Origin of the sequence: Myxococcus vastator, from assembly GCF_010894475.1 — a bacterium.
GTDB lineage: Bacteria > Myxococcota > Myxococcia > Myxococcales > Myxococcaceae > Myxococcus > Myxococcus vastator.
In genome coordinates, this window is record NZ_JAAIYB010000070.1 from 1 (window position 1) to 24,619 (window position 24,619).

A 24,619-nucleotide genomic window follows, 5' to 3' on the forward strand; every position below is an offset into this window, starting at 1 on the left:
GCGGGGGGGGGCACTCGCTCTCCCTGTGGTCGGGCCACGAGTACAAGGGGCACCGCTGGGCGCTGGCGGTGGACCTGAGCGCCTGCACGGGGTGCTCGGCTTGCGTGGTGTCGTGCCAGGCGGAGAACAACATCCCCAGCGTGGGGCGCGACGAGGTGCTGCGTCGGCGGGAGATGCACTGGATGCGCATCGACCGGTACTACCAGGGTGACGAGGCCAATCCCCAGGTCGTCCACCAGCCCATGATGTGCCAGCACTGTGAGAACGCGCCGTGCGAGACGGTGTGCCCGGTGCTGGCCACGGTGCACTCCAGCGAGGGCCTCAACCAGCAGGTCTACAACCGCTGTGTGGGGACGCGGTACTGCGCCAACAACTGCCCCACGAAGGTCCGTCGCTTCAACTGGTTCGACTACGAGCACGCCGAGCCGCTGGAGCGGATGGTGCTCAACCCGGACGTCGTGGTGCGCAGCCGGGGCGTCATGGAGAAGTGTTCCCTGTGCGTGCAGCGCATCCAGGAGTCCAAGGCCGCCGCGAACCGGGAGGGCCGCCCGCTGCGTGACGGGGACATCCAGACGGCGTGCCAGCAGAGCTGCCCGGCGAAGGCCATCCACTTCGGTGACGTGAATGACGCGGACAGCCAGGTGGCGCGGCTCGCGAAGGACGGGCGCGCGTTCCGGTTGCTGGAGGAGCTGAACATCGGGTCGTCCATCACCTACCTCACGAAGATCCGGAACACCGGGTCGGGAAGCGGCACATGAGCAACCCGCATCTGTCCCCGCTGCGCGAGCCGCTCGTCACCGAGCCGCGCTCCCTGGGCCAGCTCACCGAGGAGATTTGCGCCCCCATGGAGCGGGCCCCCACGTGGAAGTGGTGGGTGGCCTTTGGCATCGCGGTGTCGGTGCTCGGAACGGGCGCCGGCATCGTCGCCTACCAGGTGGGCACGGGCATCGGCACCTGGGGCCTGAACAAGAGCGTCGGCTGGGGCTTCGACATCACCAACTTCGTGTTCTGGGTGGGCATCGGCCACGCCGGCACGCTCATCTCCGCCATCCTCTTCCTCTTCCGGCAGAAGTGGCGCACCAGCATCAACCGCGCGGCGGAGGCGATGACGCTGTTCGCCGTCATGTGCGCGGCGCTCTATCCCATCATCCACCTGGGGCGGCCGTGGCTGGCCTTCTGGGTGCTGCCCTATCCGAACGACCGCGGCAGCCTGTGGGTGAACTTCCGCTCGCCGCTCTTGTGGGACGTGTTCGCCATCTCCACGTACTTCACCGTGTCAGCGGTGTTCTGGTACGTGGGCCTGATTCCGGACCTGGCCACGGTGCGCGACCGGACGAAGGCGGGGCTGCGCAAGGCCGTCTTCAAGGTGATGTCGCTGGGGTGGACGGGCTCGCACCGGACGTGGAGCCGCTACGAGACGGTGTACCTGCTGCTGGCGGGCCTGGCGACGCCGCTGGTGCTCAGCGTGCACACCATCGTCTCCATGGACTTCGCCACGTCGGTCATCCCCGGCTGGCACACCACCATCTTCCCGCCGTACTTCGTCGCGGGCGCGGTGTTCAGCGGCTTCGCCATGGTGCTGACGCTGATGATCATCACCCGCGTGGTGCTGGGCTACGAGCACCTCATCACCCTGCGCCACCTGGAGAACATGACGAAGATCATCATCGTCACCGGGGGCCTGGTGTCGCTGGCATACGCGACGGAGTTCTTCATCGCCTGGTACTCCGGCAACCCCTACGAGCGCTTCGCCTTCATGAACCGCGCCTTCGGGCCCTACGCCTGGGCGTATTGGATCATGGTGACGTGCAACGTGGTGTCGCCGCACCTCTTCTGGTTCAAGAAGGTTCGCACCTCGCCCGTGGCCATCTTCGTCCTGTCGCTGGTCATCAACGTGGGCATGTGGTTCGAGCGCTTCGTCATCATCGTCACCAGCCTCCACCGCGACTTCCTGCCGTCGAGCTGGGCCATGTACACGCCGACGATGGTGGAGGTGGGGACCTTCATCGGCACCTTCGGCCTCTTCTTCACGCTGTTCCTGCTCTTCGTCCGCGTGTTGCCCATCATCTCCATCGGCGAGGTGAAGAGCGTGCTGGACTTCGCTCGCGAAGGCCGTGAGCCGCACCCGCCCGCGAAGCCCGTCGCCGAGGCGCCGCACCCCGTGGCCATCGCCATTCGAAAGGACGCACCCGTATGAGTGCCCCGGTTCTCATCGGCTACTTCGACAGCGAGGCGCGGGTGCTCGACGCCACCCGGGCGGTGCGCGAGGCGGGCTTCGTGCTCCACGACGTGTACACGCCGTACGCGGTGCACGGGCTGGATGACGCCATGGGCCTCAGGCCCAGCCGCCTCACCTGGGTGTGCTTCGGCGCGGGCCTCCTGGGCTGCACGCTGGCGCTGTCGCTCCAGTACTACACCAGCGTGGTGAGCTGGCCCCTCAACGTGGGTGGCAAGCCGTTCAACTCGTTCCCCGCGTTCATCCCCGTGACCTTCGAGCTGACGGTGCTGTTCGCGGCGCTGGCGACGGTGGCGGCCTTCCTGGTGCGGGCGAAGCTCTTCCCAGGGAGCCGCCGCCCGGTGCTCCCGCGTGTCACGGATGACCGGTTCGCCATCGCGGTGGCGCCGCGTGAGGCCCCCTCGGAGCTGGACGCGGCCGAGGACCTGATGCGCCGCCACGGCGCGGTGGCGACGGACCTGCTGGAGGTGGCGTCGTGAAGAGGCTTCACGTGGGCGCGGTGGTGCTGGGGCTGGCCGTCACGGGCTGCGAGCAGGACGAGACGCGGCCCAACTTCGAATACGCGCCGGACATGGTGTCGTCCGTGCCGTTCGACACCTTCGCGGCCAACCCCGTCACGGTGGACGGCAAGACGCTGCTGGCGCCGGTGAAGGGGACGGTGCCGCGAGGCCACCAGCCGCTGCACCTGGCCGCGGGGCCGGAGGAGGCTGCGCGCGCGGGGCGGGAGCTTCAGAATCCGTACCCGGCCTCGCCAGAGGTGCTGGCGCGGGGGAAGGTGACCTTCTCGCGCTACTGCGGGCCGTGTCACGGCGCGGAGGGCCTGGGCGACGGGCTCGTCACCGCGCGCTTCCCCATGCCGCCGTCGCTGCTGGCGGAGCACGCGAAGCAGCTCCCCGACGGGCAGGTGTTCCACATCATCACCTACGGGCAGGGGCTGATGCCGGCCCATGGCTCGCAGGTGGCTCCGGAGGACCGGTGGAAGATTGTCCACTACGTCCGGACCTTGCAGGACCCCGCGCGGACGGCGCGGAAGGACATGCCATGAGTGCTCTGCATGAAGTGACCACCGCTCCGGCGGCTGGCTTCGAGGTTCCTCCGGCCGTGCACCGCGCGGCGCAGGTGCTGGCCGGCGTGGGCCTGGGCATCCTGGTGGCGGGCCTGGCCATCGCGCGCGAGCGTGCCCTGACGAGCCTGCTCACCAGCGGCTTCTACTTCCTGTGCCTGGGCCTGGGCGGCGCGGTGTTCCTGGCGCTGATGTACGTGGCGAACGCGGGGTGGTTCACCGTGTTCAAGCGCATCCCCGAGGCCTTCGCCGCCTACGTGCCCTGGGGCGCGGTGACGATTCTGGCGCTGCTGCCCTTCGTGTCCTCGCTGTACCCGTGGGCGAAGCCGGGCGTCATGGAGACGGACCACCTGCTGCACGAGAAGGCCGCCTTCCTCAACGTGCCCTTCTTCGCGGCGCGCATGGGGGTGGTGCTGGCGGTGTGGGTGGGCTTCACGTGGATGTTGCGGCGCATCTCCCTGCGGCAGGACGCGGAGCGCTCCCCGGAGCTGGCCGGGCGCAACGTGAAGGTGTCGGCGGTGTTCCTGGTGCTCTTCGCGCTGACCTTCTGCCTGGCCGCGTTCGACTGGCTGATGACGTTGGAGCCGCACTGGTTCAGCACCATCTACGCGCTCTACAACTTCGCGGGCTTGCTCAGCTCCACGGTGTGCGCCATGACCATCGCGGCGATTCTGCTCCACCGCGCGGGCGCGTTGCCGCAGCTCAACACCAGCCACCTGCACGACTTGGGCAAGCTGATGTTTGCCTTCGCCACGTTGTGGGCCTACCTGTGGTTCTCGCAATACCTGCTCATCTGGTACGCGAACATCCCGGAGGAGACGGTCTACTTCATCACCCGGCTGCACGGGACGTGGGCGGTGGCCTTCTACGCCAACGTCGTCCTCAACTGGGCGCTGCCCTTCGTGCTGCTGTTGCCTCGGCCCGCGAAGCGCAATCCGTCGCACTTGCTGCGCGTGGCGGCCATCCTCCTGGTGGGGCGCTGGTTGGACCTGTACCTGATGGTGGTCCCCGGGCTTCAGCCGGACGGCGTGGCCGTGGGGGTGTTCGAGCTGGCGGGTTTCGTGGGCATGGCGGCGCTCTTCACGCTGGCGGTGACGCGCACCGTGCGCTCCACGCCCATGGTGCCGGTGGGTGACCCGTACCTGGTGGAGAGCCTGCACCACCACACCTGAGCCCGTTTCAGAGACAAGGAGCGGTGGAGGCCTCGGCGCCGAGGCCTCCCCGGAAGCCCGCTCCCGACCGCGACGCCGCCCGTCCTCCTCGACGGGCGGCGTTGCCCTTTCCACGGTAGGGTGCGCCATGGCCTTTTCCTCTCTTGGACGCGCACCCCTCCGAGTGGCCTTGCTGGGCTATGGCATCGCGGGCAGGCACATCCACACGCCGCTGATTCAAGGCGTGGACGGACTGGTGCTCCAGGTCGTCGCCTCGCGCCAGGAAGAGGCGGTGCGCTCCACGCTGCCACACGTCACCTTGTGCGCGTCTCATGAGGCCGGGGCGACGCATCCCGACGTGGACCTGGTCGTCATCGCCACGGCGAATGACCTGCACGCGCCGCTGGCGGAGGCCGCGCTCAAGGCGGGGAAGCACGTCGTCGTCGACAAGCCCTTCACCATCACCCTTGCCGAAGCCCGCGCGCTGCGGGCCCTGGCGGCGTCGCGTGGCCTGCTGCTCTCGGTGTTCCACAACCGGCGATGGGACACCGACTTCCAGGCGCTGAAGGCGCTGCTCGCGGAGGGCACGCTGGGCCACGTCGCGCATGTCGAGTCGCGCTTCGACCGGTTCCGTCCGGAGGTCCGCAAGCAGTGGCGGGAACAGATGGTGCCGGGCGCGGGCGTGTGGTTCGACCTGGGGCCGCACCTCGTGGACCAGGCGCTGCATCTGTTTGGATTGCCGAAGTCCGTGGCCGGTACTCGCGAAGCCCTGCGCGAGGGCGCCTTCGTGGATGACTGGTTCCAGTACACGCTGGCCTATCCCCGGCGGCGGGTGGTGCTCCAGGCGTCCATGAGCATCGCGGCGATGACGCCTCGCTTCGCCGTGCATGGCTCACGGGGCTCGTGGCTCACGTTGGGCAGGGAGCAACAGGTTCCTCGTCTGGTGATGGGCGGCCCACCCGAAGGGCTCGCCTGGCACGACGCTTCGCTGCATGGGCTGCATGGCGCGCCCACCGTCGCTTCGGCAGGGGACTACCGGCAGTACTACGCGGGCATCCGGGATGCGCTCCTGGGCGGCGCACGCAACCCCGTGACGCCCATCCAGGCCGTGGCCGTCCAGGCGGTGTTGGAGGCGGGCATCGAGGCGCAGGCGAGCGGCCGTGCCCAGCCGCTGGCGCTCACAGCGGAGGAGCGCGCTGCCTTCGACGCGGGCGTGGATTGATTCGCGCGGCACGGGCAGTTCGGCGTTTTCGGTGCAGGCGCTGCTTGATTCGCGCACAAGGGGATGCCTACTCCTAGCGGCGTCGTGGACTCTCCCTGTCGCCCGCGCGACCCCCGAGGACCCCTTGAGCTCGAAGAAGCCCGGCCGTAACGACCCGTGTCCCTGTGGCAGTGGCAAGAAGTACAAGGTCTGCCATGCCTCCGAGGACCGGGCTCGCGCCGCGCCTCCCGCCGCCCCGGCTTCGTCCGCGAGGGCCGACCTCGAAGCGGCGATGGAAGTGTTGGGTGACCCCGCTGTGTCCAAGCTGTCAGGCGCCCTGGAGCGGCTGGCGGAGTTGCTGACGGACTGGGGCCCGGTGCCCAGCCTGCGCTTTGACGTGAAGGCGTTCTCCGAGCACGTGGGGAAGGAGCTGGCCCGGCTGTCCGAGAACGCGGACCAGGATGCCTCCAGCGCCCGGCGCGAGCTGCTGGTGGGGACGGTGCGCGCGCTGGGGACGCCCGCGTTCCTGGAGGCGCTCGGCGCCGCGCTGATGTCCAAGATGTCCACACCTGGATTGTCCGCCGAGGACCGGAGGGCGATTGGCGTGGGCACGCTGCTGGCCTCCGCGTCCAAGCGGATGGGCAAGGCCCGGCCGGAGGACATCCCCGTGCTGGACGTCGTCTTCGACGTGCAGTTCCGTGAATGGAGCGCCAGGCACAAGGAGCTGTCCCAGAAGTACGAGGCGCTGGTGAAGGGGCTGGAGGAGGAGTCCCTCTCCGATGAGGCCAAGGCCGCGCTTCAGCAGGCGCGCGGCGGTGACGTGGACGCGTTGCTCAAGTACGTGCAGGAGGACCCGGAGCTGGCCGAGCGCATCGCCCGCGAAGCGAAGGAGCGCGCCGCCCGTGTGGAGGCGTGGCTGCGCGCGTCGACGTCGCCGGCCGTCTTCTCTCCCGAAGAGGAGCTCTGGCTCACCTGCGCGCTCTGGGAGCCGATGCAGGCGCTGAAGAACCTGCCCGCGGGCACGGAGCCCGCGGTGCGCAGGGAAGCGGTGACGGCGCTGATGCGGGCGGTGAAGGGCGCGCTGGACGACGACTTCCTCGCCGGGCTGCTGGACCGGCTGCGCGCGAAGGCGAAGGACGCGGCGGCGGATGAGGCCGTCCGCACGGCGTTCATGGATGCCGCCATCGCCTTCGAGGCGGAGCCCGCGCGGATGACGCTCGCCGCGCTGCTCACGGCGCGGAAGGAAGCCGAAGGGCGCTCGCCCGAGGAGATGGTGGCGCTGGCCGACCTCAAGGCGCTCACTGCCTGGACGCCGGAGTCCTTCGAGCCCTACCGCGCGCTGCTGCTGAGCATGGGCCTGCCGGCCGCCGCCGCGCGTGTCCAGCGCTGCCAGGAGTGGCTGAAGGGGCATCCGGTGACGCTGCGTCCCGAGCCGGCCTGAGTCAGGACGCCTCGGGTCGGCGACGGCACGGGGCGTCAACGGGGCGCACGGTGTTCGGGGCGAGCAGGTGCGTCGTGGGCTCTTTCGTCGTAGCGCACGGTGGGGACACGTCTCCCAGCCGCCTTCCCAGGTAGGGCGAGGCAGGGGCCTGGCGCTCATGGGCGGTGTCCTCTCCTTCATCCGCTCCTTCCTGGCCGCTGCCTCAAGCCCCGCGCTCGCCACCTCCGCACCTGCTTGAGGGAGCAGAAATGGCCACAGTCTGGCGCCTGGAGTGAAGACTCCGTGGAGCATGCCTGCCGCACGACTCCTGGCAACACGCGACAGCGAATCACTGTCTTGTTTTATCAGCAGGGTGTGAATACACACTCAAATGGAGACGCAGACAAGCGCCAGCGGCAACGCCCATTCATTGGCACGCCAATTCCAAGGGCGGCGCCTGCCCAGTGAGGGCGCTCCCCGCGATTCCACGGGCGCTGGCATCGAACCGATGACGCCTGCATGCCATCAATGGATGGAAGCAACCCGGCACGCCCAGGCACTCCGAAAATCATCGCAGCCTTTGTGCAACATTCCTCAAAGGCTGTTCGATTGAAGGGCGACTTGCAATTGAACGGCGCAGTCCACTAAGCCCACTCAAAGCAAGAATCTAGACTTCGGAGATCCCCATGAGGTTCATTCCCGTTGTTTGCCTGACGCTCTCGCTGATTGCGTGTGGCTCGCCGGACGCCGTGCAGCGCGAGGACGCCTTGGAGGCGGTTACACACGAGGAAGCAGCGGCATCAGAAGAGGCGCGGAGTCAGGCGGAGTGCCCCGGCGCAGGAGACGAGGTGTCCGCTCAGGCATGCGTCAAGCGCTGCTCAGGGGGCCTGCAGGCGGGCCAGCACTGCAGCATCGACTCCAACTGTGGCAAGACGTGCTCGGGGGGCCTGCAGGCGGGCCAGCACTGCAGCATCGACTCCAACTGTGGCAAGACGTGCTCGGGGGGCCTGCAGGCGGGCCAGCACTGCAGCATCGACTCCAACTGTGGCAAGACGTGCTCGGGGGGAACCTCCGCGGGCCGGGCCTGTAATACCGACGCCAACTGCCCCAACGGGCTCTGCAATTCGCACCTCTGCAACTCGCACCTCTGCAACTCGCATCTCTGCGTGACGTACTGCTGAGTCACTCGACTCGGCAACACCGCCTCCCCACGAGCTTGGTGACGGTGCAGGCGCGGTCGAGCTGGATGCGGATACTCCAGATTTGCGTCTTGGCGAGCCGGTCCACGAGCGACATCGGTAAAGGGCCCACGGGTGGCTGTGGAAGTCCCGGAGCCCGCGCGTCCAGCGCTGCCAGGAGTGGCTGAAGGACCATCCGGTGACGCCGCGTCCCGAGCCAGCCTGAGCGCTTCGTGGTTTGAGCCCCGGGCCTTGATGCCGGGTCCGGGTGGGTGCGCAGCTTCGAGCTTCCACGGATTGCACGTTGGAGATGGAGTTCACTATGCTCGAAAATTGACATTTCGGCTGGATTTCACCGGGGCATGGGGGTTGTTCGTGGGTGAGTACCGCAGCGCTGTGGGTGGAGTGACTGAGGGGGAGCGTCGTCCGGTTGCCATCGTTGGTGCATCGGGACGGTTTCCAGGGGCGAAGGACCTGGAGACCTTCTGGGCCAACCTGAGCCAGGGTATCGACTCGGTGACCGAGGTGCCTCGGGAGCGCTGGACGTGGGGCGCCCCGCCGTTCGCCGCTTCGAGCGCGCGGGCGGGGTTCCTCGACGAGGTTGACCGGTTCGATCCGGGCTTCTTCGGCATCTCGAGGGAAGACGCCGCGGTGATGGATCCGCAGCAGCGCCTCGTGCTCATGCACTGCTGGAAGGCCCTCGAGGACGCGGGGCACTCCGTCCCTGTGCTGGAGGGCGGCGGCAAGGCAGGTCTCTTCGTCGGGATGCGCCCCTCGGACTACCTGCCCGGGCTGCACGAGCGGGGGCTGGTGGAGAACGCGCAACACCTGCTGGGCAATGACCCATCGATGGTGCTGCCGCGGGTGTCACGGATGCTCGGCGTCCAGGGCGCGAGCCTCGTCGTGGACGCGGCCTGTGCGTCCTCGCTTGTTGCCATCCACCTGGCCTGCCAGCAGTTGCAGTCAGGCTCCGTCGAACTGGCGCTGGCGGGAGGCGTCTTCGTCATGGCCACCGCCCGGTTCCATCGCCTGGCGGCCGAGGTGGGCCTGCTCTCGCCGGGTGGACGGTGCCGGCCCTTCTCCCTGGAGGCGGATGGCTTCGTCCCCGCGGAGGGTGTCGGCGTGGTGGTCCTCAAGCTGCTGGAGCGGGCCGTGGCGGATGGGGATCGGATCCTCGGGGTCATCCGGGGCAGCGGCAGCGTCCAGAGCGGACGGCTTCCAGGCGCTCCCGTCACGAACGCGCTGGGCGCCGGTTGGGCGGACTTCATCCGCGACGTCCAACAGCAGGCGGACGTCGAGCCCGAGACGATTTCATATGTGGAGGCGCACGGCAGTGGCATCCGCGGCGAGGATGACCAGGAGCTAGAGGCCCTTCGAGCCGTGTTCCATGAGCGGGCTCCGAGGGCGGGCTTCCGCGCCATCGGCTCCGTCAAGGGGAACGTCGGGCACGCCGTGCCCGCCGCGGGCATGGCGGGGCTCCTCAAGGTCCTCCTCGCCTTCGAGCATCAGCAATTGCCGCCCTCGCTTCACGCGGACGAGGCGGGCGACCACGAGCGCTTCACGACGACGCCCTTCGAGGTCAACACCCGGTCGCGGCCCTGGGTGAGCGAAGAGGGCGCACCCCGCCGCGCCGCCATCAACGCCTTTGGGATGGGGGGCACGGATTGTCACCTCGTCGTGGAGGAGGCGCCCCCGCTTCCGCCTCGCGTGGATGCGCCGGCGCGGCCGGCCTACCTGTTCTTCTTGTCCGCGCGAAGTGACGAAGCGCTCCGGCAGTTCGCGATGGACCTGGCGGAGCGGCTCGGTCAGGCCCTGGCGCGCGGCGATGCGCCTCATCCCGGCGACGTCGCCTTCACCCTGGCCCGGGGCCGTGGCTCGCTGGAGCGGCGTGCCGCCTTCGTGGCGTCGGACCTCCAGGAGCTGTGTGAGCTCCTGCGCCGCTTCGACGGTTCGTCCGGAATGAGGGAGGGGGGCCCGTTCTCTGCGTCGTCCCGGCGGGCGCTGCGGGAGATGAGCGGGCGGATGTTGCGTGAGCTGGGGCCGGAGCGCTCCCGCGCTGATTGGCGCGACACGCTCACGGTCGTGGCGGAGCTCCATGCGCTGGGAGTGGACGTCGACCGCTCCCTCTTGTTCTCGCGGGGGGTCTACCGGTGCGTCGCGTTGCCCACCCAGCCGTTCACGACCGAGCGCTGCTGGTTGGACCTGCCGCGTCCGGCGCGACTGCCGACACCCGTCCTGGCGCCAGTGGCGAGTGCGCCACTGGGGCGCTCCTCCGTGCCGACGTCACCTGTCGAGTTGGCGCTCCCCGCGCGTGGGAACTCCGAGGACGCATTGGCGGAGCCGCCGCGCGCCCCTGAGAACGCGCTCCTGCTCGGGATGGAGTGGCATGCCGTGGAGGCGCAGTTCGTCGATGAGGCCGTGGACCTGAGCGGGAACCTGGTCGTGCTGGTGAACGAGGAGACCCTCGACCTGGCCCGTGAGGCGCTCGCCTCGCTTGGGAATCCCCAGGCGTTCCTCGTGGCGGGCTGCGGTATCGGGCGCTCGGGGCCACATGCCCTGTTGGACTTCGACCGGTATGAGGCTGGCGTCCGGCTCGGGGAGGAGCTGATCCAGCGGCCCGGACGGCTCGCGGGCATCATCGACTTGTCGGACCTCCGCGCGGCGCCGCGGCAGGAGGACGAGGAAGAGGGCTCCCGGTTCGACTCGCTCGGGCGCATCGGGTTGTTGCAGATGCTGCTGAAGCGGAGCCGAGGCGAGTCCTTCCCGTTGCTGCATTTCACCCGAGGGCTCCGACCCTTCAGGGCCAGCGGTCCGCTGGACCTGGGAGGCGGGTTGATGGCCGCCCTGGTGAGCAAGCTCGGCGCGGAGTACGCGGGACTGCGGGCGCGCACCGTGGATGTGGAGCAACTGCCCGAGTCCGCGGAAGCGCTCGCGTCACTGCTTCGCCAGGAGTTGGAGGTCCACGACCCACGAGGCGAGGTCGCGCTCCGGAGCGGCGCGCGGTACTGCCTCTCCATGAACCCGCTGACGGATACGGCGGGAGCCGCGCCGCTCATCTCCGCTGACAAGACGTATGTCATCACCGGTGGGGTGCGTGGCATGGGTCTGGAGGTCGCGAAGCACCTGGTGGCCCGGGGCGCCCGTCGGCTCGCGCTCCTGGGCGTTCGGCCGTTGCCGCCCCAGCACGAGTGGGTCGGGCTCCTCGCGAATCCCTCCACGGATGAGTCCCTCCGTGAGCGGCTCGCGCCCTTGCGGGCCTTGCTCTCACAGGGCGTCCAGGTGCGGGTCCACGTCGGCTCGCTGACGGACGCGGCGGCGCTGGAGTCGTTCTTCGGTGACGTGCGCGCGACGCTGGGGCCCATCGGCGGGTGTGTCCACTCCGCGGGCGCCGTGTTCTTCGATCCGCCCTCGTTCAGCAGCAAGCCCTTGAGCCAACTCCGTGGGGTGCTGGAGCCGAAGGTCGATGGGCTCCGCGTCCTGGAGCGCGCGCTTCGCCGGGACGCGCTCGACTTCTTCGTGTTGTTCTCCTCTGTCTCTGGGGTGGCGCCCTCGTTGGCCGCCGGCATCGTGGACTACTCGGCCGCCAATGCGTTCATGGACCTGCTGTCCGAGCACCGGCGCGCACAGGGCCGTGACGCCTACCAGTCCATCATCTGGCCCAACTGGAAGGACGTGGGCATGGGGGAGGTGGGCAGCGCGGCTTATCGTGCGCTCGGCCTCGCGGCTCACTCCACCTCGGAGGGGCTCGCGCTGCTGGACGCGGCGCTCGCCTCCAAGCGAGCGGTGGTGCTGCCAGCCATCATCGAGCCCGCCCGCTTCGCCGTCGACGCGCTGCTTCAGCCGCGCGTTCGTCCCCTGCCTGCGCGCCTCGTGCGCGCCGAGTCCAGGGTGAGCCCGGCCGTGGTCCAGGTCTCGGCTGCCCCAGTGACGAGGCCTGCGCTCGTTGTGTCGCCCGCGTCTGTCGCAGCGCCTGCCGCGGCGCCCATGCCACAAGGCAACTCCGGCGACGCGCTCCGCGAAGAGGTCCAGCAGTGGCTTCAGCAGACGCTCGCGCACGTCCTGAGCCTCTCGCGCGACCAGGTCGGCGCGGACGCCGACTTCGAGACGCTGGGCCTGGACTCCATCCTCCTCATCGAGGTGATGACGAAGCTGGAGGACTGGCTGGGCGTGGACGTCGACCCTTCGTTGCCGCTCCAGTACCGGACCGTGAGGACGCTGGTGGAGCGGCTGGTGGCCGCGTATCCGGAGGCCATCCGAGCGGTATGCGACGCGACGCACCCGGAGGAGGGCCGCTCGGCGGGCGTCACTCCGGAGGTTCGTCCTCAGGTGCCCGCGCAAGAGGCGGCCCGGCCACCGGAGGTGCCGCTTCCCCCGCGTGTTCCCGAGCCCGCCGTCCTGGCGGAGCCCGGAGCCCAGTCCGGGGGCGTGGAGCCCATCGCGGTGGTTGGCATGGCGTGCCACTTCCCGGGCTCCTCCGGCCTGGAGGCGTACTGGCGCACGCTCCGTGACGGCCTGGACCACATCACCGAGGTCCCCTCCTCACGCTGGCGCACGGAGGACCTCTACTCCAGCACGCACCGGCCCGGGCGGAGCGTGGGCAAGTGGGGAGGCTTCCTCCAGGGAATCGAGCACTTCGATCCGGACTACTTCCACATCGCGAAGGGGGACGCGCCCTGCGTGGACCCGTTGATGCGTCAGTTCCTGGAGGTCAGCGTCCAGTGCCTCCAGCACGCAGGCTATGCCCGGGAAGAGGTCGCGGGCAGGCGGGTGGGCGTGTTCGTGGGCTCGCGCATGAGCGGCTATGCCGCGCGCATGCCCGCGCCGACGCGCAACGGCGTCATCGGCTCAGGCCAGAACTTCATCGCGGCGCACGTGTCGCACTTCCTCGACCTGAAGGGGCCGGGCATCGTGGTGGACACCGCGTGCTCGTCCTCGCTGGTGAGCCTCCACCTGGCCTGCCAGAGCTTGTACTCCGGCGAGTCGGAGCTGGCGTTGGCCGGCGGGGTGGACATCCTGCTCGATGAAGGCGTGTACCTCACGCTCAGCGAGAGCCGCGCGCTGTCGCTCGACGGCAGGTGCAAGACCTTCGACGAGCGGGCGGATGGGTTCGTCCCGGGAGAGGGCGCGGGCGTGGTCCTGCTCAAGCCCCTGCGCAAGGCCCTGGCCGACGGGGACCGCGTCTACGGCGTCATCGACGCGACCGCCGTCAACAACGACGGCCACACCATGGGCATCACCACGCCCAACCCCGCGGGGCAGCGCGCCGTCATCGAGGAGGCGCTGCGCCGGGGAGGCGTGGACCCGCGGACGCTGAGCTACGTGGAGGCGCACGGCACGGGGACCCGGCTGGGGGACCCCATTGAGCTCAAGGCGCTCACGGAGGTGCTCGCGCCGGCGGGCGCGCGTCCGGGCACCTGCGCGGTGGGCAGCGTCAAGAGCAACTTCGGGCACCTGCTGAGCGCCGCGGGCATCGCGGGCTTCCTCAAGGTGGTGCTCTCCCTGGTCCACCAGCAACTGCCGCCCACGCTGCACTGCGCGACGCCCAACCCGCGCTTCAGCTTCGAGTCGTCACCGCTCTTCCCCAACACCGTGCTCCGGCCGTGGGAGCCCCTGGAGGGGGTGCGCCGCGCGGGCGTCAGCGCGTTCGGCTTCGGGGGCACCAACGCCCACGTCCTCGTGAGCGAGGCCCCCGCCCAGCCGGGGCCGCGACGCGAGCCACGCCCCCCCGTGGTCTTCTCGCGCGAGCGTTACTGGCTGGAGGCGCGCGGCGAGGCGCCAGCGCCACGCCCACCGGCGAGCGCGCCCCGTCCCCGGCGTCAGCTCGTCGCCCTGGAGCTGGGCGCGACGGGCTGACGCGGAGGGGAGGTGGGTCTCAGCTCCAGCAGATGGGGAACGTGGACAGGCCCCGGAAGCTGAGGTTCATGTTCCAGTCCTCGGCGGCGCTCTTCGGCCGGACGTTGGGAATCCGGCGGAAGAGCGTCTCGAAGGCGACGGGAATCTCCGCGCGCGCGAGGAAGGCTCCCGGGCAGACGTGGATGCCCGTGCCGAACCCCAGGTGCGGGTTCTTCTCACGGCTGAGGTCCAGCGTGTCCGGCTGGTCGAAGACGGCGGGGTCGCGGTTGGCCGCGGCCACCATGGGCATGACGCCCTGGCCCTTCAGAATCTGCTTGCCGCCGAACTCGAAGTCGCACGCCGCGACGCGCGTGGGCGCCTGGGCGGGGGAGGTGAAGCGGTAGAGCTCCTCGGCCGCGGCCCGGTTGATTTGCGGGTCGCGCTTCAGGCGCTCCCACTGCTCGGGGTGCTTGAACACCGCGAGCAGGCCGGTGCTGATGACGTTCTGCGTGGTGGTGTGGCCGCCCGCGAGCAGGAGGACCATCTGCGCCACCACCTCCTCCAGCGTGAGCTTGTTCTCCTCCCGCCAGGCCTTGACCAGGTAGGAGATGAAGTCCTCGCGCGGGCGCGCGAGGCGGTCGTTGATGGCGCGGGTGATGTAGTCCGTCATGCCCAGGAGCGCGTCCTGGCCCTTCAGCATGATGTCCAGGTTGTCGATGCGGCCCGTGGCGTGGGCGAGGTCCACGCTCCACTGCTTGAAGGTGGGCAGGTCGCCGCGGTCCATGCCCAGGATCTCCACCGCGAAGAGCAGGGCGGGGAGCGCGTATGCGTAGTCATTGACGAAGTCCATCTCGCCCTTGTCATGCACCTGGTCAATCAGCCACTCCGCGGTCTGCCGGGCGCGCTGGTGGATGTCCCGGACGTTCTCCGGGCGGAAGGCCTGGTTGATGAGGCCGCGCAGCCGCTTGTGCTCGGGGTTGTCCTTCATCACGGCCCACATCGAGAAGTGGGTGATGATGGGGCGCAGGTGCTGCATGAAGTCGTCCCGCACCACGAACGTCTCACTGCTCTGGCTGGAGAAGCGGGACGCGTCGCGCAGGGCCGTCTGCACGTCCTCATGGCGCGTGATGAGCCAGTGACGGGTCTCCTCGCTCCAATACACAGGCTCCTGCTCACGCAGCTGCTTGTAGAAGGGATAGGGATTGATGTGGAACTCAGGGGCCAGGATATTGACGTGCAGCTTCTGCGCTTCGCTCATGGTGTTGCTCTCCCGTTGCGTGGAGGGTTGGGGCGCGTGTTGCGACCGTGAATGGATTTATGGCTGTGTTTCATGATACACGAAGGGTCTGGCTGTGTCTTGGTGTGGCCGCAAGGATTGAAATCCAGACTCGTGGGTTGGGGTGTGAAGCCGATGACGACATACATGTTCCCCGGACAGGGCTCTCAGGCGCGCGGGATGGGCCGTGAGCTGCTTTCCCGGCACCCGGCCTTGCTGTCTCAGGCCGACGAGGTGTTGGGGTACCGGCTGGCGGAAGTGTATCAGGACGAACGGTTGGACCAGACGCAGTACACCCAGCCCGCGTTGTTCGTCGTGAACGCGCTGTCGTGGCTGGAGCAGCGGGAGCGGCGCGGTCGGGATCCGGACCACGCGCTGGGGCACAGCCTGGGGGAGTACAACGCGCTGTTCGCCGCGGGCGCCTTCGACTTCCGGACGGGCGTCCTCCTGGTGCGCCGGCGTGGTGAGCTGATGGGACAGGCGCGCGGCGGTGGCATGGCCGCGGTGCTGGGCCTGTCCGTCGAGCGCATCGCGGAGGTGCTGGCGCGGCTGGGGGTGAGCAGCCTGGACCTGGCCAACGACAACACGCCCAGCCAGCAGGTGTTGTCCGGGCCGCGGGAGGACCTGGAGCGCGCGGCGCCGGAGCTGCGCGCCGCGGGGGGCAACGTCGTCCTGCTCAAGGTGAGCGCGGCGTTCCATTCGCGGTACATGCGCCCTGCGCGGGAGGCCTTCGCGGCCTTCCTGCGGGAGTTCACGTTCGCGCCCTTGCGCTTCCCGGTGGTGTCCAACGTGGAGGCGCGTCCCTACGACGAGGCCCGGCTCCCGGAGCTGCTGGCGCGGCAGATCGACTCGCCGGTGAAGTGGACGCAGAGCGTGCGCTACCTGCTCGGCCTGGGGGAGCAGACGTTCGAGGAGGTGGGGCACGGCCAGGTCCTCGCGGGGCTGCTGCGGCGCATCCGCGAGGCGAAGCCGGCTGCTCCCTCGGTGGCGGCGATTCCGGCGCCGGCGCCGCGTGAGCCCTCGCCTCAGGCCGTGACCGCCGCGGCGCCCGCGCCCGCCGCCGTGCGCGCGCAGGCGCTGGGGAGCCGGGCCTTCCGGGAGACCTACGGCGTGCGGCTCGCCTACGTCGCGGGCTCCATGTACAAGGGGATCTCCTCCCGCGAGCTGGTGGTGCGGATGGGGCGCGCGGGCCTGCTGGGCTTCTTCGGCACCGGCGGCGTGGCGCTCGCTCGCGTCGATGAGGAGGTCCTCGCCATCCAGGCCGCGCTGCGCCCGGGCGAGGCCTACGGGGTGAATCTGCTGCACAGCCTCGACCGTCCGGAGCGGGAGGAGCAACTGGTGGACCTCTTCCTGCGCCGGGGCGTGCGCAACGTCGAGGCGTCGGCCTTCATCCGCGTCACGCCGGCGCTCGTCCGCTTCCGCGTCACCGGGCTGCGGCGGCGCGAGGACGGCCGCATCGAGGCGCCGAACCGGCTCATCGCCAAGCTCTCCCGGCCGGAGGTCGCCAGGGCCTTCATGAGCCCACCGCCCGCCGACATCCTGGAGGCGCTGGTGCGCGCTGGCCGGGTCTCCGAGGAGGAGGCGCGGCTCGCCAGGTCGATGCCCATGGCCGAGGACCTCTGCGTGGAGTCCGACTCCGGAGGCCACACGGACCAGGGCGTCGCCAGCGCGCTGCTGCCCGCGGTGGGGCTCCTGAGAGAGCGGATGATGGCCGAGCACGGCTACGCCACGCGGATCCGCGTGGGCGCCGCGGGCGGCATCGGCACCCCGCAGGCGGCGGCAGCGGCCTTCATCATGGGGGCGGACTTCATCGTGACGGGCTCCATCAACCAGTGCTCCGTGGAGGCCGGCACCAGTGAGCCCGTGAAGGACCTGCTGGAGACGCTGGACGTGCAGGACGTGACGTGCGCGCCCGCTGGCGACATGTTCGAGCTGGGGGCCAAGGTCCAGGTGGTGCGCAAGGGCCTCTTCTTCCCCGCCCGGGCCAACCGACTGTACGCGCTCTATCAGCAGTGCTCCTCGCTGGAGGCGCTGGACGCGCAGACGCGGAGCCAGCTCGAGACGAAGTACTTCCGCCGCGGCATCGAGGAGGTCTGGGAGGAGACGCGCCAGCACTACCTGCGCGTCGCCCCGGAGGTGGTGGAGCGCGCCGAGCGCAACCCGCGGCAGAAGATGGCCCTCGTCTTCCGCTGGTACTTCGTCCACACCTCGCGGCTGGCGCTGCGCGGCAGCCCGGAACAGCGCGCGGACTATCAAGTCCACTGCGGGCCGGCGCTGGGCTCTTTCAATCAGTGGGTGCAGGGGACGCCCCTGGCCTCGTGGCGCAACCGCCACGTGGATGAGATGGCCGTGAAGCTCATGGATGCGACGGCGGCGTGGCTGGAGCAGCGGTTCCAGGGGTTCCGCGCGGGGCCCTGAGGCGCGGCCCCGCGCGGGGCCTTCAGCACAGGAGGGCCTGGAAATAGGCGTCCAGGCTCGCCGGTGCGTCCAGGGCGAAGCGCGCGGCGATGTGGGCATCGGGGCGAATCAGCACGCAGCCCGCGCGCTTCGCGCCCAGCGCCCGGTGGGCGTGATGCCGGACATCCGCCCAGGCCTTGCCCAGGTTCGCGGGGTCGAAGCCCGAGGCCGCCTGTCCGCCGAGGACGAAGTGGAGGTGCAACTGGTCGCCATGCCGCTGCTGCGCATGGCGTGCCAGGGCGCGCATGCGGTCCGGGTCGGGACGCTCGCCGCCCAGGACGAGGAGGGTGTGGCGGTCGGGCCGGAGCACCGCGTGGATGGAGGTGGGGTGCTCGGCCTCCAGGCGGAAGTGGGGCACGCGGTCCCCGGGCTCGGCCTGGCCGCGCTTGAACGCGGCTTGGGCCTCGCGGGCGCCTCGCGGGTCGAGCGCCGCCTGCGTCACCGGGCCGCGGCGGTAGTGCACGCCGAGCTGCGAGGTCTTCAGGACGTTCTTCAGGTTCAGCGCGGGCAGGTTCAGGAGCCGCAGTTGCTTGCGCGCGAGGTAGCGGAGGACGGGGTTCGCGCCGAAGACGAGCAGGGTGAGCCGGTCGTTCTCCGCGAACATCGACACGGCGGCGGGGTGGCGCTCCCCATGGTAGCTGTCGAGCAGGCACGCGCGCGCCTTGCCACGCACCGCGAGCGCGAGCTTCCAGGCCAGGTTGATGGCGTCCAGCACCCCCGTGTTGAGGCCCTGGGCGGCGATGGGGGTATTCACGTGGGCCGCGTCGCCCGCCACGAAGACGCGCCCCACCCGGTATTGAGACACGAGCCGCTGGCTCGGCTGGTACTGGGTGAGCCAGAGCGGGTCCTCCAGCTTCCAGTGGCCCAGCCTCAGCGGCGCCATGATGGCGCGGAACTCGTCGAGCGTGGGCGCCTGTCCCTTGAGCGGCGAGTCGGGCGGGCGCGCGGAGATGAGCCGGTAATAGTCGTCACCCAGGTTCAGCACCACGAAGGGGAACCGGTCGAGGATGAAGCCGTGGCGCTCGTCGCGGGCCAGCGACATGTTGGGGATGCGCACGTCCGTCATGATCCAGTTGTCGTCGTGGCGCGCCCCGGTGAAGGGGAGGCCGAGCACGGCGCGGACCTGGCTGTGGCCGCCGTCGCAGCCCACCAGGAAGGGGACCTGGACCTCCTCGGTCACCCCTCCGGCCCGCGCCAGCCGGGCCGTCACCCCCGAGTCGTCCTGGCGGAAGTCCTCCAGCCGCGTGTCGCGCTCCACGACCACGCCCCGGTCGCTCAGGGCCTGGACCAGCTCCCGCTCCGTGCGGCCCTGGTGCAGGTGCAGGTAGAAGGGGAACTCGCTCTCCAGCCTGTCATAGCGGAGCACGGTGGCGCGCTGGGTGCCCGCGTACATGTTCATGACGGGGTTGGCCACGCCGGCCTGGAGCAGCCGGTCCGCGACGCCCAGCATCTGGAAGATCTCCAGCGTCCTCGGCTGGAGGGTGACGGCCTTGGACTCGCCGGAGAACGAGGGCTGCTTGTCGATGACGCGCACCCGGATGGCTTGCTGGTCCAGCGCCAGCGCGAGGCACAGGCCCACCGGGCCCGCCCCGACAATCAGGACATCGGTCGAGCGCGTCATCACGCGGGCTCCTGGGCGAGGTGGGCCTTGGGCAGGCCCGCGAGGAAGGAGATGCGCGAGCCCATGAAGCCGGGCACCTGGCGCAGGTCCCAGTCGTAGTGCTCATGGCCTTCGACCTGGGCGATGAGGTCTCGCCACTCGTCGAGGTGGTAGGCGCGCAGGTGCGAGACGACGCCGTCGACGAAGAAGCAGAACGCGCCCACGGGGACCACCACGCCCAGCAGCGTGCGCCGGACGCTGAGCGGCCAGATGCCGCCCAGGCTCAGCCACGCGCTCAGCAGCGGCGTCGCCGCGCAGAAGCGCAGGATGGCGAGCGGCTCACGCTGCACGGGCTCCATGAAGACGACGGGCTGCCGCTTGCCCACCGCGTCGGTCAGGATGCCCCGCACCTGCTCGGGCCGGAAGTGGTGCACGGCGTTGACGACGAGGCGCAGGCCCTCCAGGTGCGCGGGCACGTCCAGCACGTCCACCGACTCCGCGACGTGGCCCACGCGGCCCGCGCTCTCCCGCTCGACTTCGGCGTACAGCTCCGCGACCGGGTACTTGTCCGAGAGCTGGATGCGGACGTCCTCCCGGCCCAGGTGCCTGGACAGCGCGAGCATCAGCCCGCCGTCCCCCGCGCACAGCGCCTGGATGGCGGTGAGCTTCCGCTGCCGCAGCAGCTCGCCGAGCAGGTCGAAGGCGCTGTCGTACATCCGCAGCCGCACCGACATGTGGTGCAGGAACTCCCGGATGGTCTTCCGCAGGGGCGAGGGCAGCCACGGCAGGTCGTTGAACTCGAAGAGGTGGGCGCGTTGCATGGGCGTCGTCCGGGAGTGGCGTGAGGCTCGGTGGATGGAAGGTTCAGAGCGCGGCGGCGAGTTGCTCCAGGAGCCAGTCCTGGGCCTGCTCCGCGCGGAGGAAGAAGTGGTCGCCAGGGGTCACCTGGCACTGGAAGCCGCCTTGGGTGAGCGCCCGCCAGGCTCTGGCGGCGTCCTCGGTGATGCGGTCATCGGCGGCGCCGTGCAGGGCGGTGATGGGGAAGTCGAAGGGCGGCTCGGGCTGGTAGCGGTAGCCCTCCATCAGCTTCAGGTCCGCGAGCATCATGGGCAGCAGGGCCCGGGCGAAGTCGGCGTCCTGGTGCGCCAGCACCCGTCCCTCGGCCGTGCGCAGGGCGATGTCGAGCAGGGGCGCGAGTGGCTCCCGCGTCGAGGGCGCGGGAATCCCGTCGAAGCCCGCCGCCCGGAAGCGCCGCTGGAGGTCCTCCAGGAAGGGGCCCGGCGCCAGGAAGGGCGCGCTCGCGCCTCCCACGAGGAGGTGGCGCGGCTGGGGCAGCCCCTGGGCGCGCAGCCGGCTCGCGACGAGGTAGGCCAGCAGCGCGCCGAGGCTGTGTCCGTAGAAGGCGAAGGGGAGGTCCAGCCGGGGCCGCAGCGCGTCCACGAGCCGCGGCAGCAGCAGGTCGAGCTGGTGGATGGGCGACTCGTGGATGCGCGTCTCCCGTCCCGGGAGCTGGAGCGGCCACACCTCGACGTGCTCGGGCAGCCGCCCCCAGTCGCGGTAGAGCGAGGCGCCGCCGCCGCCATAGGCGAAGCAGAACAGGCGCAGGGCGGGCTTCGCGCGGCGCACGACGTGGGTGAACCACGCGTCCGTCGCCGGGAGCGCCGCCGTGGTGGAGACGGGCGCGAGGTCCTTCAGCAGGGTGGCGCTGAGCTGCTCGATGCTCGGTCCTTCGAGCAGGAGCTCCGCTGGGACGCGCAGCGACAGCCGCTCCTCGATGTCCCGCCGCAGCGCCAGCCCGGTGATGGAGTCGAAGCCCAGCTCGCGCAGCGGGCGCCCCGCCGGAAGGGCCGCGGGCTCCAGGTCGAGGAGCCGCGCGGCGCACTCGCTCAGGAACCGCGTCACCCAGGCGCGCCGGGCGTCCGCGTCCAGTCCGTCCAGGGGCGTGGCTGCCGCGGGCGGCGCGGCCGACGGTGACTCCTGGAGGGCCTTCTCCAGCGCCTCCACCCGCTCGGCGTCCAGCAGCCGCACCCGGTGCCCCCGGGCCTCGGCGACCTGCCGCCCCTCGCCGTCGAGGAGCCGGAGGTGGCCGGTGAGGCAGCCGCTCGCGTCGGGCGGCTCCGGGAAGGTGAGGTGGCACCACAGCGTGTCGTCCGCGGGGGCGTGGTGGAGCTGGAAGGACTCCCAGCCCACCACCATGAACCGCATCCGGTCCTTGAGATACTCAGCGCCCGCCACGGCGCAGAGCTGGGCGCACGCGTCCAGGACGCCCGGGTGGAAGCCCAGGCCCCTGGCGGCGCCAGCCGGGCGGGGCTGAGGGCGGAACCGGGCCACGGCCTCGCCAGCTCGGAACCACACCTCGTCCACCCACTTCACGCTCTCGCCCAGGTCGAAGGACAGCTCGGCGAGCCGCTGGTAGAAGGTGGCGCCCTCCCAGCGCGTGCCCCCGTCCAGGTGAGGGCGGGCCCAGGGCGTCTCCGGTGTGGCCGCTGCGTGCTCCAGCTCCGCCTGCATATGGAGCGTCCACTCGGCTTGTGGAGAGGGACGGCTTTGGAGCAGGAGCCGCGCGCGCTCGCCCTCCTGGGGCTCCACCACGAGGCGCAGCTCGCGCTCCTCGCCGGGCTCGACGTGCAGCGCGACCCGGTAGCGCACGTCCCGCAGCGAGAAGGACGGCAGGCCCAGGTGCTGACGCACGGCGCGGGTCAGCAGCTCCTGGAGGTGCCCGACGTGGGCGATGCCGTGGTTGTCGGCCAGGTCCGGCAGCCGCGCGTGGCTGAGGCGGTAGGTGAACTCACGCTCGGGACGCGCGGAGGGCACGGGCACGCCGTCGAACACGTCGTGTGTCGCGGGGGCCTCCGGCGCCACGGGGGCCGTGTCCCGCAGCCAGTAGGGCTTGCGCTGGAACGGGTAGGTGGGCAGCACCTGCTCCGGACGGGGAAGCCCCGAGGTGAAGGTGCGGCGGTCCGGGGCGAGCCCCCGCGCATGGAGGCGTGCCACGCAGTCCAGCAGCGCCCACCAAGGCGCGTGCGCCGACGTGGAGTCGAGCCAGGGCTGGCCCGTGTCGCCCAGCGCCACGACCATGCGGAGCTCCGCGTCGTCGAGCCCCGCGCGCGCGACGTGCCAGTCGCCCGTCGCCGCATGAGGCGTGCTCCAGGTGCCGGGCTGTGTCGCCGCCTCCACGTCGATGGACGCTGGCGCCCGCGTGGACAGCACGCGGCAGCGCGGCGCGGACAGCCGCTCCGCCGGCAGCGAGAAGGGAGCGTGCAGGCCCAGGTCGCGCAGCAGGCAGCGCAGCGCGTCTCGAAGCTCCAGCACTCCGGCCTCGCAGGCCGCGAGGTAGACGCTCCCGCCATCCGCCAGCAGCGCGTCCGGGCGGTAGCCCCAGTGCTCCAGGAGCCTGAGGAGGGCGAACCGGGCCTGGAAGGCCGTGAGCTCGCGTGTCGCCAGGGCGCGCGCGTCGCCGCCCAGCAGCTCCGCGGCCATCGCGCCCACGGCGTCATGGGCCGCCGCGAAGACGGGCTCCACCGGGTACACCGCCGCGACGGTGGCGGCGAGGTCGCCCCCATGGGGAAGGGCGAACGCGAGGCGCGGGGCGTTGCCCTGCTCGACGACGCCCAGGCGAAGACCTTCGGCCTCACGTCCCTCGGCGAGCGCCTGGAGCCCGGCCGACAGCGCCGCGCCATCCGCGGCCACCACCACGGCGCGGTGCTCTAGGTGGCTGCGCGAGGCCATGGCGGCCCCGCACGTCGCGGCGAGCGCGGGCTCCGGCGTGCTGGCCAGGTGCGCGCGCCAGTCGTGGGCCAGCGCACGCAGCGCGGTGTCGTCCCGGGCCGAGAGGGGCAGGAGGTGCACGGGCCGCTCGCGCGAGGGTGCTGGCCGGGACGTTGAAGCGGGGGACTCGCCCACGATGACGTGGACGTTGGTGCCCGAAAAGCCGAACGCGCTCACGCCCGCCATCCGGTCCTCGCCCTCCCACGGCAGGGTGTCCCACGGGAGCCGGGCGCGAGCGCGCTCCAGGCGGAGGAGCGGGTTGAGCTGACGGAGGTGGGGCTGCTTCGGAATCCTTCGGTGTTGGAGGCAGAGCACCGTCTTGATGAGGCCAGCGATGCCGGCGGCGGCCTCCAGGTGTCCCAGGTTGGCCTTGACGGCGCCCACCGTGAACGCCTCCGAGTCCGCCGGCCGCTGACCGTAGACCGCGCCCAGCGCCTGCATCTCGATGGGGTCCCCCAGCGACGTCCCGGTGCCATGGGCCTCCACGTAGGAGACCTGCCCGGGCTCCCGTCCCGCGGAGGCCAGCGCCTTGCGAAGCAGGGCCTGCTGTGCGAGCCCGTTCGGGACCGTCAGTCCGCTGCTGGCGCCGTCGTGGTTGGCCGCCGAACCCAGGAGCACGGCGAGCACCGGGTCACCGTCCCGCAGCGCATCAGCCAGCCGCTTGAGGACGACGACGCCACCGCCCTCGGCGCGGCCGTAGCCGTCCGCGCTGGCGTCAAACGTCTTGCAGCGGCCATCTGGCGCCAGGGCGCGCAGCCGGCACAGCGAGACGAACGGGTAGGGCGACACCAGGAGATTGACGCCGCCGGCCAGGGCCACCTCGGACTCGCCCTTGCGCAGGCTGTCGCACGCGAGGTGGACGGCCATGAGCGACGAGGAGCAGGCCGTGTCCACGGTGAGGGCCGGTCCCTGCAACCCCAGCCGGTGCGCGATGCGGCCCGAGGCGATGTTGGTCGCCATGCCCGTGGCGGTATAGGCGCCGAACTGGCGCGCGTCGCGCAGCAGCAGGCCGTACTCCGCGGTGCCCATGCCCACGAAGACGCCCACCGGTCGGCCCGCGAGGCTGTCGGGGGCGAGCCCGGCCCGCTCCAGCGCCTCCCAGGACACCTCGAGCAGCAGGCGCTGCTGGGGGTCCATGTCGCTGGCCTCCCGGGGGGAGATGCCGAAGAGCCGCGCGTCGAAGAGCGACGGCGCCTCGCGCAGGAAGCCGCCCCGCCGCACGTAGCTGCCGCCGGGGGCGTCGGGGTCCGCGTCGAAGAAGGCGTCCGCGTCCCAGCGCTCCCGGGGCACGTCGACGATGGCGTCCCCCCCGTCCATCAGGAAGCGCCACAGGGACTCGGGGCTGTCGCACCCACCGGGGAAGCGGCAGGCCATGCCGATGATGGCGACGGGCTCGCGGGCCACGTCATGGGGGGCGGGCGCGGGCCGCGTCTCGGT

General features: G+C 70.7%; 14 protein-coding genes. 10 read left to right on the forward strand and 4 right to left on the reverse strand.

Features of this window, described 5'->3' with window-relative positions; translation table 11 throughout:
- The 9 genes from G4D87_RS09835 to G4D87_RS09875 all read left to right on the forward strand — a co-directional run.
- The coding region (locus tag G4D87_RS09835; protein WP_163781243.1) for a 4Fe-4S dicluster domain-containing protein at window positions 1–758 on the forward strand (758 nt) is incomplete at its 5' end.
- Window positions 755–2,197 (forward strand): NrfD/PsrC family molybdoenzyme membrane anchor subunit, encoded by a 1,443-nt coding sequence (gene nrfD / locus G4D87_RS09840; RefSeq protein ID WP_163781244.1) that lies wholly within the window; start codon window positions 755–757, stop codon window positions 2,195–2,197. The genes G4D87_RS09835 and nrfD, both read left to right, overlap by 4 nt.
- On the forward strand, window positions 2,194–2,715 hold the full coding sequence (locus tag G4D87_RS09845; RefSeq protein WP_163781246.1) for a DUF3341 domain-containing protein: 522 nt from the start codon (window positions 2,194–2,196) through the stop codon (window positions 2,713–2,715). The genes nrfD and G4D87_RS09845 overlap by 4 nt, the downstream gene beginning before the upstream one ends.
- On the forward strand, window positions 2,712–3,281 hold the full coding sequence (locus tag G4D87_RS09850; protein WP_163781249.1) for a c-type cytochrome: 570 nt from the start codon (window positions 2,712–2,714) through the stop codon (window positions 3,279–3,281). The genes G4D87_RS09845 and G4D87_RS09850 overlap by 4 nt, the downstream gene beginning before the upstream one ends.
- Window positions 3,278–4,471, forward strand: a complete 1,194-nt coding sequence (locus tag G4D87_RS09855) for a hypothetical protein (protein ID WP_163781250.1) — start codon at window positions 3,278–3,280, stop codon at window positions 4,469–4,471. The genes G4D87_RS09850 and G4D87_RS09855 overlap by 4 nt, the downstream gene beginning before the upstream one ends.
- A gap of 127 nt (window positions 4,472–4,598) precedes the next feature.
- Window positions 4,599–5,672, forward strand: coding sequence for an oxidoreductase (locus tag G4D87_RS09860; RefSeq protein ID WP_163781252.1), 1,074 nt, complete (start codon window positions 4,599–4,601; stop codon window positions 5,670–5,672).
- A 124-nt stretch (window positions 5,673–5,796) separates the two neighbouring features.
- The gene (locus tag G4D87_RS09865; protein ID WP_163781254.1) at window positions 5,797–7,092 is read left to right on the forward strand and encodes a YecA family protein; all 1,296 of its coding nucleotides are present in this window, start codon (window positions 5,797–5,799) and stop codon (window positions 7,090–7,092) included.
- Window positions 7,093–7,757: 665 nt separating this feature from the next.
- Complete coding sequence (locus G4D87_RS09870) at window positions 7,758–8,252, forward strand: hypothetical protein (RefSeq protein WP_163781257.1); 495 nt, start codon at window positions 7,758–7,760, stop codon at window positions 8,250–8,252.
- A 402-nt stretch (window positions 8,253–8,654) separates the two neighbouring features.
- On the forward strand, window positions 8,655–14,102 hold the full coding sequence (locus G4D87_RS09875) for a beta-ketoacyl synthase N-terminal-like domain-containing protein (protein WP_163781259.1): 5,448 nt from the start codon (window positions 8,655–8,657) through the stop codon (window positions 14,100–14,102).
- Window positions 14,103–14,121: 19 nt separating this feature from the next.
- On the opposite strand, the gene G4D87_RS09880 is transcribed toward G4D87_RS09875, so the two are convergent.
- Window positions 14,122–15,339: a cytochrome P450 gene (locus G4D87_RS09880; protein ID WP_163781261.1), complete on the reverse strand. Its 1,218-nt coding sequence runs from the start codon at window positions 15,337–15,339 to the stop codon at window positions 14,122–14,124.
- A gap of 153 nt (window positions 15,340–15,492) precedes the next feature.
- Between G4D87_RS09880 and fabD the strand changes: the two genes are divergently transcribed.
- Window positions 15,493–17,775 (forward strand): ACP S-malonyltransferase, encoded by a 2,283-nt coding sequence (gene fabD / locus G4D87_RS09885; protein WP_205507503.1) that lies wholly within the window; start codon window positions 15,493–15,495, stop codon window positions 17,773–17,775.
- Between the two features lie 22 nt (window positions 17,776–17,797).
- On the opposite strand, the gene G4D87_RS09890 is transcribed toward fabD, so the two are convergent.
- Genes G4D87_RS09890 through G4D87_RS09900 form a run of 3 tightly spaced genes read right to left on the reverse strand, consistent with a single transcriptional unit; the run spans window position 17,798 to window position 24,586 of the window.
- Entirely contained in the window at window positions 17,798–19,435 is a 1,638-nt protein-coding gene (locus G4D87_RS09890) for an FAD-dependent monooxygenase (protein WP_163781263.1), read from the reverse strand.
- On the reverse strand, window positions 19,435–20,235 hold the full coding sequence (locus tag G4D87_RS09895; protein WP_163781264.1) for a hypothetical protein: 801 nt from the start codon (window positions 20,233–20,235) through the stop codon (window positions 19,435–19,437). Before G4D87_RS09895 ends, G4D87_RS09890 begins: the two co-directional genes overlap by 1 nt.
- 43 nt (window positions 20,236–20,278) lie before the next feature.
- Window positions 20,279–24,586, reverse strand: coding sequence for a beta-ketoacyl synthase N-terminal-like domain-containing protein (locus G4D87_RS09900; protein WP_163781266.1), 4,308 nt, complete (start codon window positions 24,584–24,586; stop codon window positions 20,279–20,281).
- Window positions 24,587–24,619: the final 33 nt, after the last annotated feature.